Below are 13,597 nucleotides of genomic sequence, written 5' to 3' on the forward strand. Positions count from 1 at the left end.
ATGACCGACTCCACCCCGCACTGGTACGACGACGAAGCGGGGCCGATGGTCCGGCTCTACGCGATGACCGCGGGACGGGCCCGGCCGAGCAGCGAGGCCTTCGAGCTGATGGCCGTCGTACGGACCGGGTCCCGCCCCGACGACGGCCCCGCGCTCTCGCCCGAGCAGCGCACCATCCTCGCGCTGTGCGGCGATCGGCCCCGCACGGTGGCCGATATCGCCTCCGACTCCGGGCTCCCGCTCGGCGTGGTCCGGGTCCTGCTGAGCGATCTGCTGACGGCGGAGCTGATCCATGTCGACCGCCCCGTACCGCCCGCCCAGTTGCCCGATGCGCACGTTCTCAAGGAAGTGATCGATGGACTCCGCGCGCTCTGATGCGCCGGGCCCCGGCCCCTCGGCCGCCGGCTCCTTCATGGCCCTCAAGATCTTGGTGGCCGGAGGGTTCGGCGTCGGCAAGACGACCCTGGTCGGCTCGGTCAGCGAGATCCGCCCGCTGAGCACGGAGGAACGGCTGACCGAGGCCGGACGTCCGGTGGACCGGCTCGACGGGGTCCGGCACAAGACCACCACGACCGTCGCGATGGACTTCGGACGAATCACCCTCCACGACGATCTGGCGCTGTATCTCTTCGGCACCCCGGGCCAGGACCGCTTCTGGTTCCTGTGGGACGAGCTGGCGCAGGGCGCACTCGGCGCGGTGGTGCTCGCCGACACCCGGCGGCTGGCCGACAGCTTCTCGGCGATCGACTACTTCGAGCACCGCGGCATCCCGTTCGTCGTGGCCGTCAATTGCTTCGACGGTGCCCGCGGCCACCGGCCCGACGAAGTGGCCCGGGCCCTGGACCTCGACGGGGGCACCCCGGTGCTGCTGTGCGACGCCCGCGACCGGAATTCCTGCAAGGAGGTGCTGATCGGCCTCGTCGAGCACGCGGCGGCGTCGTACGAGGCACGGCTGCGGGGCGGGGCCGAACCCGGGGGGTGACGGCGCACCGTCCCGCGCGGCCGCGGCCGGTCACCGGGCCGCGGCCGCCGGCTCCCGCGCCAGCAGCTGCCGGATCTCCCGTACCGCGGCCCGGCCCGCGCGGTTGGCGCCGATGGTGCTCGCCGACGGCCCGTAACCCACCAGGTGTACCCGCGCGTCCCGCAGCGCACGGGTGCCCGCCATCCGGATGCCGCCGCCGGGCTCGCGCAGCTTCAGCGGGGCGAGATGATCGATGGCGGCGCGGAACCCGGTCCCGTAGAGGATGATGTCGGCCTCGACGGTCCGCCCGTCCGCCCACGTCGCCCCGGTGGGCGTGATCCGCTCGAACAGCGGCAGCCGCTCCAGCACGCCGCTCTCCCGGGCCCGCCGGATCGCCTCCGTCATCGGCAGCCCGGTCACGCTCACCACGCTGCGCGGCGGCAGCCCCTGCCGGACCCGTTCCTCGACCAGGGCGACGGCGGCCCGCCCCTCCTCCGCACCGAATGGGCCCTCGCGGAAGACCGGTGGGCGGCGCGTCACCCAGGTCGTGTCCGCCGCCACCGGCGCGATCTCCAGCAGCTGTTGCACGGCCGAGGTCCCGCCCCCGACCACCAGGACCCGTGCATCGCGGAACGCCTCCGGACCGCCGTACTGCGCGCTGTGCAGCTGCCGCCCGCCGAACGTCTCCTGACCGGGGAACCGCGGCCAGAAGGGCCGGTCCCAGGTCCCGGTCGCGTTGATCACCGCCCGCGGCGCATACGCCCCCTCCGACGTCTCGACCAGCAGCCGCCCGCCCTCGCCACCGGCGCCGTCGTCCCCCTCGCGCACCGCCAGCACGCTCACCGGCCGGTGCACCCGCAGCCCGAAGGTCTGCTCGTAGCCGGCGAAGTACGCGCCGATCACCTCGGACGACGGGCGGTCCGGGTCGGCGCCGGTCAGCTCCAGCCCCGGCAGCGCATGCATGCCGTGCACCTTGTCGTACGTCAGCGTGGGCCACCGGAACTGCCAGGCGCCGCCGGGGCGCGGCGAGTGGTCGAGGACGACGAAGTCCCGGTCCGGTACGTAGCCGGCCCGCCGCAGATGAAAGGCGGCGGCCAGGCCCGCCTGTCCGGCACCGATCACCAGGACCTCGAGGTTGACCCCGACCGCTCGCCCGCCGCTGTGGTTCATGCCCCTACCAACCCGGGGAGGGGGCCGAATCTTCCCGCCGGGCCGGAGCCATCCCGCCGGGCCGCGATTCCGGCGGCGGCCCCGGTGGCGCGCTGGTCAGGTGGTGTCCCGCGCGGCCCGCGCGGCCGCCGCGTACCACCAAGGGGGCCGCGCCGGCCCGACGATCTTCGAGGCAGGCTGGTCGGGGTGCAGCCCCAGCGGCCGCAGCGCCTCCGCCCGGACCCGCACCAGGTACCAGCCGCGCCGGCGCCCGTCCGCTTCCGTGCCGCAGGCCAGATCGACCCGGACGTCCTCGGCCCGCAGCGGCATCCAGTCGATGCCGCGCCGCCGTAGTCAATCGTGCAGCGCTCCTGCGGGGCTCGGGGCGCCCGGCACGTTCTCGTACGCGGCGATGACGACGGTCTCGGCGAGCGGGAGGGCCGTACGGCCCTGGTGACGGCCGCGAGGACGTGGGCTCATGTCGGCGTTGCTCCTTTTCCGGCGCTTGCGGACGGCATCGGCGCCGTCCGGTGCGTCCGCGGCCGCCGCGCCGAGGGCACAGCGCAGCGCGACGGCGCGGTCGCGGGACAGCCTTTCAGGAGTTCACCTCGCCGCCAAAGGAGTTTTCCCAGGGGCGGCGGACGCTCATCGCCCGCCCGCCACCAGCAGGGGCGCGCCCCCGGGCGCCGACGCCGGACGCCCGTTCACCGCTGGTACGCCGTCAAGAGGCGACGGCCCCGCCTCCAGCAGCCCCCGCGCGGCAAGCTCCGGCCGTACGCCCTCCCCGAACCAGTACGCCTCCTCCAGATGCGGATAGCCGGAGAGCACGAAGTGCTCGATGCCCAGGGCGTGGTACTCCTCGATCCGGTCGGCCACCTCGGCATGGCTGCCCACCAGCGCGGTACCGGCGCCGCCCCGCACCAGCCCCACGCCGGCCCACAGATTCGGCGAGATCTCCAGCTTGTCGCGCGAGCCGCCGTGCAGCGCGAGCATCCGCTGCTGGCCCACCGACTCGCTCCTGCCCAGGGCCTGTTGAGCGGCGGCGACGGTGTCCGTATCGAGATCGCCGAGCAGCCGGTCGGCGGTCGCCCACGCCTCCTTCGACGTGTCCCGGGAGATCGTGTGCAGCCGGATGCCGAACCGGACCGTGCGCCCCTCCTTCTCCGCCAGCCCGCGAATCCAGTCGATCTTCTGCTTGACCTGCGCCGGTGGCTCGCCCCAGGTCAGATACACATCCGCATTCCGGGCCGCCACCGGTCCCGCGGCCGCGGACGAGCCACCGAAGAAGATCTGCGGCAGCGGGTCCGGCGGCAGCGCCGTCAGCCCGCCCTCGACCTGATAGTGCTCGCCCTGGAAGTCGAACGGTTCGCCGCCCCACACGCCCCGTACGACGCGCAGGAACTCGTCCGTACGGGCATACCGCCGGTCATGGCCGAGATGATCGCCGAACCGCTTCTGCTCGGTCGAGTCGCCGCCGGTGACCACGTTCAGCAGCAGCCGCCCGCGCGAGATCCGCTGATACGTCGCGGCCATCTGCGCGGCCAGCACCGGCGAGATCACGCCCGGCCGGAACGCGACCAGAAACTTCAGCCGCTCCGTCACCTGAGTGAGCGCCGCCGTCGTCAGCCACGCGTCCTCGCACCACGTGCCCGTCGGCGTGAGCACCGCCTCGAACCCCAACTGCTCGGCGGCCTTGGCTATTTGGGCCAGATATTCGATGTCCGGGGCCCGAATCCCGCTCACCGGAGTGATGCGGTCACGCCGGATCCCGCCGTCCGTGTAGGCGTGCCGGTCGACGAGGGTTCGCCCGTCGCCGCCGGTCGGCAGGAACCAATGCAGGTGTACGGACATGTCACTTGGCCTTTCCGTAGGTACGCGGCGCCGTGCGCGAAGGCGGCAGATCGCCGTTGAAGCGGGGGTCGACGAACGAGCCGAAGTCGAAGGTGCGGGGGATCAGCTTGAGCTCGGCGAAGGAGTCCACTATTTGCTGCTCCGAGGCGATGGCGGCCTTGTCCACGGCGACCGGCACCGCCGTGCCCCGGGTCCGCTCGACCGCAGCCAGCGCCACCTTCTCCGGCAGCCCGGTCTCCTTCGCCCACGCCTTCGCCCAGGCGCCGGGGTGCTTGAAGACCCAGTTCTGCGCCCGCCGCAGCCGGTCCACGTAATCCTTGAGCACCGCGGCCTTCTTCTTGTCGGCCAGCGCGGCGGGCGCGGCCACCTGGAAGCTCAGCCCGTTGACCACGCCCTGGCCGGTGGTCAGCACCCGGGCATCGGCCTGATCGAGCGCCTGCGAGGTGTACGGGTCCCACACCGCCCAGGCGTCCACCTTGCCGCGGCTGAACGCGGCGAGGGCATCCGCCGGCTGGAGGTAGTTCAGCGTGACGTCCTTCGGCGACAGCCCGGCCCGCTTCAGCGAGGCGACCAACTGGTAGTTGGCCGAGCTGCCCTGTGCCACCGCGATGGACCTGCCCTTCAGATCGGCCGGTCGCTTGAGCGGCGAGCCCTTCTTCACCAGGACCGCCTCGCCATCGGACCTGCTGTGCGTCCCCGCGATCACCTTGATCTTCGAATGCGCGGCGGCGGCGAACACCGGCGGCGTGTTACCGACCGCACCGACGTCGACGGCCCCGGCATTGACCGCCTCCAGCAGCGGCGGACCCGAGGTGAACGTCGACCACTTGATCCGGTACGGCAGGTCGTCCAGCTCGCCGGCCGCCCGCAGCATGGCCTCCGAACCCCCCTTCTGATCCCCGACGTTGAGGATCTCCGACCCCTTGCCGTCGGTCCCGCTGCCGGTCCCGCCCGAAGCGCCGTCGGCCCCCGGCGAACCACCGCACCCGGCGAGCACCAGGGCGAGCGGGAGCAGCAGGGCGGGGGTGAGGTGTCGTGGTCTCATGGGTGTCCGTTCTGTACTGGGGTGGATCGGGTCAGGCCGAGGGGGGAGTGAGGGCGGGCTTGTCCGGGGGGACCGAGACGTCGCCGGTACGGGCCCGGGGCGGGGCGGCGGCGACCGTACGGTTTTGGGGCTCGGCCCCACCGTGGCCCGCCCCGGCCCCCTCGACGCCCAACCGGTCGAGCAGCCGGGCGCGCAGCGCGGCGAACCGGGGATCGGAGACATCGCGCGGCCGGGGCAGCTCCACCTCGGTCTCGTACGCGATCCGGCCGCCCTCCATGACCACCGCGCGGTCGGCGAGCAGCAGCGCCTCCTCCACATCATGGGTGACCAGCAGCACCGCGCAGCCGCGCTCCTGCCACAGCTCGGCCACCAGCCGCTGCGCCTTGATCCGGGTCAGCGCGTCAAGGGCGCCGAACGGTTCGTCGAGCAGCAGCAGATCGGGCTCCCGCACCAGCGCACGGGCCAGCGAAGCGCGCTGGGCCTCCCCTCCGGAGAGCGTCTTGGGCCAGGCATCGGCCCGATGGCCGAGCCCGACCTCCTCCAACGCCCTGACAGCGACCCCGCGTTCGGAACGACCGGGCAACCCCAGCAGCACATTGCGCCAGACCCGCTTCCACGGCATCAACCGCGGCGCCTGGAACGCCACCGCCTTGCGGCGCGGCACCAGCACCTCGCCCTCGATCTCCCGGTCGAGCCCGGCCAGCACCCGCAGCAGCGTCGACTTTCCGCAACCGCTGCGCCCGAGCAGTGCCACGAACTCGCCCGGCCGGATGGTGAGGTGCAGGCCGTCGACCACGGCCCTCCCGTCAAAGGCCCGCACCAGCCCGTCCACCGCGACGGCGGTGTCGGCACCCGCCGCGCTCACTGCCCCGTAAACGTCGGTCGCCATTGCAGCAACAGCCTTTCCAGCGTGCGGACGACGAAGTCGGCGATGAGCCCGAGGGCCGCGTAGACGACCAGGCACACCACGATCACGTCGGTACGGAAGAACTCCCGGGCCTGATTCATCAGAAAGCCGAGACCGTCATCGGCGTTCACCTGCTCACCGAAGACCAGGGCCAGCCACGCCGTGGCCAGCGAATAGCGCAATCCGGTCATGGCTCCCGGCAGCGCACCGGGCAGCACCACGTGCCGGACCAGCCCCCACCGGCTCAGCCCGAGTGAGGTCCCCGCCTCCACCAGCTGGGCATCCACGCCCCGGATCCCCGCGTACACGTTCAGATACAGATGGAACGCCACCCCGAGCGCGATCAGCGCGATCTTCGGCGCCTCGCCGATCCCCAGCCAGATGATGAACAGCGGAATCACGCCCACCCAGGGAATGGAACGCAGCATCTGCACGGTCGCATCGACCAGATCCTCGCCCAGCTGCGAAAGCCCCGAGACGAGCGCCAGCGCGATCCCGGCCACTCCGCCCAGCAGCAGCCCGACGGCGACCCGCTGAACGGAGACCAGCATCGCCGAGGGCAGCGTCCCGTCCGCGACGAGATCGCCGGCGGTGGCGGCAATCGTTCCGGGCGAGGCCAGCATGTCCGGCGGCAGCGCCCCGCTCGCGCTGAGCACCTGCCACACCGCCAGCAGCCCCAGGGGCCCCACCGCGCGGCGCAGCCAGCGGGGCACCGACCGGCGACGACCGGCAACGGGACGGACACGCACCAGCTCGGGCGCACCGCTCGCCCCGGACCGTGCGACATCACCTTTCCCTCTCCCGCTATCCAACGACATATCGGGTGGGGCATGGCCGGGCGCGGCCTGGTCCAGCGTCATAGCAGAGCTCCACGGAGGGGGAGAGGGGTACGCACGCCCGGGCGGTCGGCAGGCGACGGCGCGCGCAGGCGGCAAAGTACGGGGGAGTCCGGCGGGGAACCCGCCGGGGAAGCCGTCCGCAGGGCAACTCAGGCCCCACAGGTGTCAGCGCATCAGCGCATCAAGCCAGCTGAATCAGCGTCAGCGGCCGCGGCGACACGCGGCGGAAGCCACCCGCAGCAGGTCGATATGACCGCGCGTGGTGAGCAGGGCTGACATAGGCATGTCGCTGAAAGTAGCGGTGGGCTCCGAGAGGGGTCAAACCTCGTCTCGGCTGTTGGACCTTTGTTGCACGGGCATTGCGACCGGCGCCCGCAGGACGCCCACTCGGCGATGCTCCGGCAGTTCTTGCGCGGCAGGGCCGCAGCCTTCCCGCAACCGGTCCACCAGCAAGATCACGGCCTATGGCCGGAGTACCAGGTCGCGCTGATACCAGGTGCCGGGCTTACCGCCGAGGGCGGCCGGGGCGGCCGGGCCAACCGGAACGAACCCGGCCTTGGTCAGCACTCTCCGGGACGCGGCATTGTCGCGGGAGGTGCCCGCCCGCAGCGTGCACAGCCCGTGCCGCACCACCGCCAGCCGGCACATTTCCCGAACGGTCGCGGTCGCCACGCCGCGGCCGGCGACGTGCTGCGCGACCCGGTAGCCGAGTTCGGCGGTGCCGTCCTCGAAGTCGTAGAGGTTGAACCGGCCCAGAACCGAGCCATCCTCGGCGACGAGCACGTAGAAGGCGCTGATGCCGGCCTCCTGCTCAGCCAGCAAGGCGCTGTGCCGGTCGGCGAACCGTTCGAAGTACGCGTCGCCGCGGTCGGAGACCGAGGCAGCGAAGTAGGCGCGGTTCGCCAGCTCGAAGGCCAGGACCGCCGGGGCATGACCGGCATGGAGCCGCTTCAGCTCGGGCATTGCCCGACCCTACCCAGGTGGTGCGGTGAGGCCACCTGAGTTTCCGCCACCGGCAGACAGCCCCCAGGGCCAGGGCAATAACGATCTACGGCTGGCGTACGGAGAGCTGTCCCGTAAGTGATCTTCGAGCCGGTCGCGATCAGAGGCCCCACATACGGGTGGCCGGCCCTGATGGCAGGATGGCCGTCCCGACAATCCTTGGGGCCATGTCCTTGCGTACGCCTGCCGACTACCTGGAACTGGCGCGTGCCGAGAACGACAGCTCCGTCCTGCATCAGCTCGCGCGATGTCCGTACCCCTTCGTCTGGCACGCGCTGGCCGCCAATCCCCACACTGCGCCCGTCACTCTGCTGGACCTGAGCACGGCCCAAGACAGTGTCTGGAACGACAACAGGCTCCTTCGCCTGCTGGCGGAACATCCCCGCGCAGACCACACGGTGGTGCGAGCGGTCCGTGATGCCGTGGCGGCGAAGCTCGCCGAGGGCGAACGCCCTTATGCCGCCGTGCTCGCGCTGGCAGGACGGATGGAACTTCCAGCGGAAGAGGTGCGACAACTCGGCACTCTCCGTGGAGCTTCGGCGCGCCTGCGCAGCCGGCTCGACCGGCGCCTCGGGCTCCGTGGATGACCCCTTGCCCACCTCGGTCGGTTCCGGACGGAACGATCTTGGTGTGACGGGAATGATCACGGCAGCGGAGCCGTCCTGGATAGACCCGTTCACCGGGCTGACCCCGCGCCAGTTCCTCAAGTTGGCCAGAGGCTCTACCTGCGTGGCAGGCAGAGCACAACAGGTGTCCCAGCGGTTACCCCAGGAAGGACAACCGGACCTGTCGCTGGGGGTTGTCCCGGTTGGTGTCCACCAGGACAACGGATTGCCACGTTCCCAGCTCCAACGTTCCGCCGATGACGGGGAGGGTCGCGTGGGGCGGCACGATGGCGGGGAGAACGTGATCCCGTCCGTGGCCCGGGGAGCCATGCCGATGTTGCCATCGGTCGTCGGCGGGGAGAAGGGAGCGCAGCGCCGTCAGCAGGTCATCATCACTCCCGGCTCCCGTCTCGATGAGAGCCAGGCCAGCCGTTGCGTGGGGCGTGAACACGTTGAGGAGTCCGTCCCTGCCGTGAGCCACCTCCCGGAGAAATGACGCGCATGCGTCGGTCAAGTCGTGCACGGTCTCCCTGGAGCCCGTTGTCACGTCGATGATCCGTGTGGTCAAGCTGTCAGCCATGGGCCCATCCTGGCCCAAGGACCCTCCCCGGCGGTCGGAGGGAAGCCGGTGTCGCGGGGCGGAGGCAGATCCTCCAGGTGGTGGCTGTGAAGTATGCGGGGGCTTTCGGCTCCTTGCTCGGTTCGGGTATCAGCGGAATTGATCGGCCACGTAGACAAGATCGCGTAAGGATCTTTCCCGGAACTCTCCCTCATCTCAAGGTGGTTCATAGGCTCGGCGCGAGTTGATCTACGTCTCTGCGGCCTGGTCGCACGTCGCGTGGACGGAATGACGGAGGATGAGTGATGAGCACGGGGGACGGGGGCGTTTACGGTATGCAGATCAAGGATCCGGGATTGCTGCGCACGGCCGGCACGGGGGCTCTTGAGACGGCGCGGGAATTACACGCCAAGGGTAAGCACGGCTCGGAGGCAACGGCCGACGGCTCAACAGCCTTCACCGCTCTGCTCTGGAGCGGTGAGTTGTGCTACGCCATGGTGCAGGTGGCGGAGAGATGGGAGGAGCAGACCGAGGCCCTGGCCCAGGTGTGTCGTGACATCCATTCTCAATGCAGCGAGGCGGCTGACGGTTACTCCCAAAGCGAATCGGACCATACGGGGACGATGCGCTCCGCGGCCCGACAGCACATCCCCTTCGACTGAGGCGAGAGTTCGATGGAATACAGCATTCCCAGGATTTCGTACGCCTCGCTTCTCCATCTGGATCTGAGCGGCCTACTGGATGCAGTCGAAGCCTGGGACAGTCAGATCCGGATCCTCCAGACCATGGATTCCGCATACGTCCATCGGGTCATCCGGCCATTCTTCAAGGCTGGTTGGTCGAGCATGGGCTTCATCGCGACGGCGGCTCATATGCGTGTCGCGGGGGTCAACAAGGAGTTTGGTAATGCGGTACGGGAGGCCCAGGGCATACGTGGGGTGCTCTGTGACACCCATGACAGGCTGAAGCGGTACAAGGATGAACTGCACCGCATCGTCGAAGAGGACGCGAGGCACGAGGGGCTGGTCGTCAATACGACCGGCGTGGATGCCGAGATTACCCCGCGCCAGGACGCCGCCACGGACCCCGATATCCACGAGGAGGGGGGAAAGGCGAAGGCAATCGCCGAACAGCAGTCCAAGATCGACGAATTCGCGGCACGTATCGAGAAGGTCCTCAGGGACGCCACCGACACCGACCGAGCGGCGGCTGCGGCGCTGCGCCGTAACCTCGGCAGGAAACCCAAAGGCTTCAACGACAAGGTGTCGAATGCGCTCGAAGCTGACGAGAGCGAACGCCGCAAACGTACGTCATAAAGGATCTGGGGGCCGAAAGGGACGTTGAAGCTCGCCGATAAGCTGGACCAGATCCACCGTGCGAAGTCCGGGACGGATGCCCCGTAGAAGACCCGTAGAAGACCCGTAGAAGACCCGTAGAAGACCCATAGGAGACCCCGCAGGAGACCCCATAGAGGGCTCCTCGGAGGACTCTGACCACGGCCCGCGCGACCGAGCCCGCGCCGTCGTCCGCCTCCCTACGTAACTTTAACGGCGAACTGGTGTGCGTACCGGAACCGTGTGCGAGCGTCGGGCAATCTTCACGACGTGACGTCAACTCTCCATCTGAGCACGGCTTTTGGTCAGCGTTCCCAGCACATGGTGATTTGCGGGGACGACGGGCTCGCCCACCGGCTCGCGGTCACCTTGGACGCGGTGTGCGGTGAGACGGTCACCGTCGTGCTGCCTTCGCGGCGCGACGGGCATGCGCCGGAGATCGCGGCGCTGCACCGCGATCCGCACTCGCCGGTCGAGCTGCTGGTGGCCGCCCAGCCCGACGAGCAGACGTTGCGGGCCGCGGGGGTCGAGCGGGCCGCCGCGCTCGCGCTCACCTACCGCGACGACCAGGTCAATGTGACCGCCGCGCTGCTGGCCCGCACCCTCAACCCGACGATCCGTCTCGTCATCCGGATGTACAACCGGGAGCGTGGTCAGCACCTCGAACGGCTGCTGGACCGCGCGGTGTTGGCGCTCGGTCGGTCGGCCGATGGCGTGTCGCTGGACATGTCGACCACGGTGCTGTCCGACACCGACACGGCGGTGCCGGAGCTGGTGGCCGCCGCCGCGGTCGGCCAGGGGCACACGCTCCAGGTCGAGGGCCAGGTGTTCCGGGGAGCGGTACGGCCGGCGCGGTTGCCGCTGCAGTCCGCCGACCTGGCCACGCTGGCCGTGCTCTCCGGCGCCCACCAGGACGACCCTGCCAGCGAGGACAGCGCCGAGACGCCCGGTGAGGAGGGCACCCAGCTGCTGCCCGACACCTTCACCTCCTACCACCGGCAGTTCACCCACGGCCGGCTGATGCTGGAGGAGGTCACCCACCACCACGCGCCCGAGACGGCGCCGAGCGACCGGCGCGGCTACGGTGCCTGGCTGCGGGACCGGCTGGGGCATCTGCCGTGGAAGGTGTTCCTCTCCCGCGAGGTCATCGCGGTCTTCGGCGCGCTGGCCGCGATCGTGCTGGCACTGGGCACCGCCACCGCCCTTGTGGAACCGGGCCCGCTGTGGAAGTCCTTCTACCTCCCGATGCTGGACATCTTCACGATGGGCGATCCGGCGACGAACGAGTCCCCGGCCCGCCGCGTACTGCAGCTGATCGCCGGTTTCGTGGGTCTGGCCGTACTGCCGCTGGTGGTGGCCGCGACGATGAACGCCACCGAGGCCTTCCGTACGGCTTCCGTCGGGCACCCGCCGGCCGAGGACCTGACCGACCACATCGTGCTCGTCGGCCTCGGAAAGATCGGCACCCGGGTGCTGGCCCAACTGCGCACCACCGAACACCGGGTGGTCGCCATAGAACGCGATCCGCGCGCCCGCGGCGTCGCCCTCGCGCGCGAACTCGGCGTCCCCCTGCTGCTGGAGGACGCCGGCGCCCCGGGTGTCCTCGACCGCGCCCGGATCCGCCAGAGCAAATCATTGCTGGTCCTCACCCGCGACGACGGAGAGAATCTCGACATCGTGATGGCCGCACGCGAGTCCAACCCCCGGGTACGGGTCGTGATGCGGCTCTACGACGACGACTTCGCCGCCACCGTCTCCCGTACGATGCGCGCCTCCTACCCCGACGCCACCACCCGCAGCCGCTCCGTCTCCGCACTCGCCGCGCCGTCCTTCGCCGCCGCCATGATGGGCCGCCATGTCCTCGGCGTCATGCCGGTCGAACGCGGCTCCCTCCTCTTCACCACCGTGGACGTCGCCGGCCACCCGGAGCTGGAGGGCCGCTCCGTCCACCAGGCTTTCCGCGCGAGCGAATGGCGGGTGCTGGCGGTGGGCTCCGCCGTCGAGCCCCCTTCTCCCGGTTCGACGGACACGCTCGGCGGCCTCCGCCTCGACCGCCCCGGCTTCGACTGGCGCCCCTCGCACGGCCGGATACTGCGCGCCGGCGACCGCGTCGTGGTGGCATCGACCCGGCGCGGCCTGGACTTCCTGATGACGGGGGTGCAGCCGCATCCGACGGACCCGCGTACGTGAGGAGGCGCCGGATCCGTCGCAGCGGCGCCGCTGACGAGCGTCCGGACGGCGGGCAGTGCCGCGGTCCTGTTCGTCGCCCGTCCGGTGACGAGGTGACCGCGGCCGGAAGGTCGGGTCGGGCCGGGCCGGGAGGTGAGCCGGCGCGGTGGGGACGGTGAGGGTCATCGGCCTCGTCGTACCGGCGCCTGTGGGAACCCCTGCAGGCGCCGGGTGCGGGCAGTGAACCGTGACATGACCCGGCCGACTCGCGTCCAGGGCGAGACGTCAGTCCGCCAACTCGCTTGTGTCGAGCGGGAGTTTCCAGACGTTGCGGCGGTGTACGGCATCGAACGCGTCGTGCAGGGGAGAGGGAGGAACGGTCAGCACCGGGCAGCAGGCGCGTGCGACGCAGTAGCGGGCGACGGACGGCCACATCGCTCGGCGCAGCCTGCCGCGGGCTCCGGACCCGACCACCAGCAGGTCGTCGGCATCGTCGGCCGCTTCGAGCAGGACCTTCCCGGGTGTGCCGCGTCCGACCAGGCGCTGCATCGGCACCCCCGGCCCGGCGCTGCCGAAGGCGGCATCGAGCGCCTCCAGCAGTCGCTCGGTGGCCATCCCGCGCCAGGCGGCGGCCAGTGACGGGGGGCAGGGCCCGCCGCGGTGGGGGATGTCGCCACCGGGCGGCTCCCAGGCCAGTACGGCCCACAGCTCGGCGCCGGTGCGGCCGGCCTCGGTGGCGGCCCGATGCAGAGCCGTCAGGCTCCCCAGCGAACCGCTCACGCCGGCCACGACGCGCCGATCACCGCAGGGTCTGCCCATGGGGTCCCGCTCCTCGTCCCGTGTCGCGTTCATGTCCGGCTCTCTGACTCATCCGACTCTCTGGCTCCCTCTCCATCGAAAAGCCGCTGGTGGAGCGAGTGCGGGGCGTTGGCGCTTCCCTTACGCGGGGAGCACGGACCCTGACGGCTCCATGACGACGGCGGGCACACGCCCGACGCGTGGGCGGGCCCGTGAGCGTCGGGGGGCACCACGGTCGGGATGCGGGCGCCCGATCCCCTCCGCGGGTCAGAGTTGCGTCAACGTCCTCGAACCCTCTCGCGATATTTGCCGACGTGAAGTGACGATGCTCCTGAGAAGCCCGCACGCCGTGCGGCGTGCCGTTTTTCCGAAGAGGAG

At 70.7% G+C, this 13,597-nt stretch carries 17 protein-coding genes and 1 pseudogene; 7 read left to right on the forward strand and 11 right to left on the reverse strand.

The window, feature by feature from the left end; translation table 11 throughout:
- Positions 1–375, forward strand: coding sequence for a DUF742 domain-containing protein (locus tag ACIGWZ_RS00915; RefSeq protein ID WP_400059414.1), 375 nt, complete (start codon positions 1–3; stop codon positions 373–375).
- Positions 356–982: a GTP-binding protein gene (locus tag ACIGWZ_RS00920; RefSeq protein WP_400059416.1), complete on the forward strand. Its 627-nt coding sequence runs from the start codon at positions 356–358 to the stop codon at positions 980–982. Before ACIGWZ_RS00915 ends, ACIGWZ_RS00920 begins: the two co-directional genes overlap by 20 nt.
- A gap of 30 nt (positions 983–1,012) precedes the next feature.
- Here ACIGWZ_RS00920 and ACIGWZ_RS00925 read toward each other — a convergent pair whose 3' ends face one another.
- The 9 genes from ACIGWZ_RS00925 to ACIGWZ_RS00965 all read right to left on the reverse strand — a co-directional run bounded on the left by ACIGWZ_RS00925 (position 1,013) and on the right by ACIGWZ_RS00965 (position 7,715).
- The gene (locus ACIGWZ_RS00925; protein WP_400059418.1) at positions 1,013–2,131 is read right to left on the reverse strand and encodes an NAD(P)-binding domain-containing protein; all 1,119 of its coding nucleotides are present in this window, start codon (positions 2,129–2,131) and stop codon (positions 1,013–1,015) included.
- A 96-nt stretch (positions 2,132–2,227) separates the two neighbouring features.
- On the reverse strand, positions 2,228–2,440 hold the full coding sequence (locus tag ACIGWZ_RS00930; RefSeq protein WP_400059420.1) for a hypothetical protein: 213 nt from the start codon (positions 2,438–2,440) through the stop codon (positions 2,228–2,230).
- A 24-nt stretch (positions 2,441–2,464) separates the two neighbouring features.
- Complete coding sequence (locus tag ACIGWZ_RS00935; protein ID WP_400059422.1) at positions 2,465–2,590, reverse strand: hypothetical protein; 126 nt, start codon at positions 2,588–2,590, stop codon at positions 2,465–2,467.
- Positions 2,591–2,755: 165 nt separating this feature from the next.
- Positions 2,756–3,961 (reverse strand): LLM class flavin-dependent oxidoreductase, encoded by a 1,206-nt coding sequence (locus ACIGWZ_RS00940; protein WP_400059424.1) that lies wholly within the window; start codon positions 3,959–3,961, stop codon positions 2,756–2,758.
- A gap of 1 nt (position 3,962) precedes the next feature.
- Positions 3,963–5,006 (reverse strand): ABC transporter substrate-binding protein, encoded by a 1,044-nt coding sequence (locus tag ACIGWZ_RS00945; protein WP_400059427.1) that lies wholly within the window; start codon positions 5,004–5,006, stop codon positions 3,963–3,965.
- A gap of 31 nt (positions 5,007–5,037) precedes the next feature.
- Complete coding sequence (locus ACIGWZ_RS00950) at positions 5,038–5,895, reverse strand: ABC transporter ATP-binding protein (protein WP_400059429.1); 858 nt, start codon at positions 5,893–5,895, stop codon at positions 5,038–5,040.
- Positions 5,868–6,731, reverse strand: a complete 864-nt coding sequence (locus ACIGWZ_RS00955) for an ABC transporter permease (RefSeq protein ID WP_400060751.1) — start codon at positions 6,729–6,731, stop codon at positions 5,868–5,870. The genes ACIGWZ_RS00950 and ACIGWZ_RS00955 overlap by 28 nt, the downstream gene beginning before the upstream one ends.
- A 222-nt stretch (positions 6,732–6,953) precedes the next feature.
- Complete coding sequence (locus ACIGWZ_RS00960; protein ID WP_400060753.1) at positions 6,954–7,037, reverse strand: putative leader peptide; 84 nt, start codon at positions 7,035–7,037, stop codon at positions 6,954–6,956.
- A gap of 177 nt (positions 7,038–7,214) precedes the next feature.
- Entirely contained in the window at positions 7,215–7,715 is a 501-nt protein-coding gene (locus ACIGWZ_RS00965) for a GNAT family N-acetyltransferase (RefSeq protein ID WP_400059431.1), read from the reverse strand.
- A 206-nt stretch (positions 7,716–7,921) separates the two neighbouring features.
- Here ACIGWZ_RS00965 and ACIGWZ_RS00970 point away from each other — a divergent pair, with 206 nt between their 5' ends.
- Positions 7,922–8,341: a hypothetical protein gene (locus ACIGWZ_RS00970; RefSeq protein WP_400059434.1), complete on the forward strand. Its 420-nt coding sequence runs from the start codon at positions 7,922–7,924 to the stop codon at positions 8,339–8,341.
- Positions 8,342–8,384: 43 nt separating this feature from the next.
- A pseudogene (locus tag ACIGWZ_RS00975) lies at positions 8,385–8,483 on the forward strand (IS5/IS1182 family transposase); the annotation flags it as partial.
- A 33-nt stretch (positions 8,484–8,516) separates the two neighbouring features.
- Here ACIGWZ_RS00975 and ACIGWZ_RS00980 read toward each other — a convergent pair.
- Complete coding sequence (locus ACIGWZ_RS00980) at positions 8,517–8,939, reverse strand: YjbQ family protein (RefSeq protein WP_400059435.1); 423 nt, start codon at positions 8,937–8,939, stop codon at positions 8,517–8,519.
- Positions 8,940–9,253: 314 nt separating this feature from the next.
- Between ACIGWZ_RS00980 and ACIGWZ_RS00985 the strand changes: the two genes are divergently transcribed.
- The 3 genes from ACIGWZ_RS00985 to ACIGWZ_RS00995 all read left to right on the forward strand — a co-directional run bounded on the left by ACIGWZ_RS00985 (position 9,254) and on the right by ACIGWZ_RS00995 (position 12,442).
- Positions 9,254–9,580: a hypothetical protein gene (locus tag ACIGWZ_RS00985; protein WP_400059437.1), complete on the forward strand. Its 327-nt coding sequence runs from the start codon at positions 9,254–9,256 to the stop codon at positions 9,578–9,580.
- 12 nt (positions 9,581–9,592) lie between these two features.
- Entirely contained in the window at positions 9,593–10,234 is a 642-nt protein-coding gene (locus ACIGWZ_RS00990) for a hypothetical protein (RefSeq protein WP_400059439.1), read from the forward strand.
- Positions 10,235–10,573: 339 nt separating this feature from the next.
- Positions 10,574–12,442, forward strand: a complete 1,869-nt coding sequence (locus tag ACIGWZ_RS00995; RefSeq protein ID WP_400059441.1) for an NAD-binding protein — start codon at positions 10,574–10,576, stop codon at positions 12,440–12,442.
- Positions 12,443–12,706: 264 nt separating this feature from the next.
- On the opposite strand, the gene ACIGWZ_RS01000 is transcribed toward ACIGWZ_RS00995, so the two are convergent.
- Positions 12,707–13,273: a universal stress protein gene (locus tag ACIGWZ_RS01000; RefSeq protein WP_400059443.1), complete on the reverse strand. Its 567-nt coding sequence runs from the start codon at positions 13,271–13,273 to the stop codon at positions 12,707–12,709.
- Positions 13,274–13,597 lie beyond the last annotated feature (324 nt).

It is taken from the genome of Streptomyces sp. NPDC053427 (assembly GCF_044544985.1).
GTDB lineage: Bacteria > Actinomycetota > Actinomycetes > Streptomycetales > Streptomycetaceae > Streptomyces.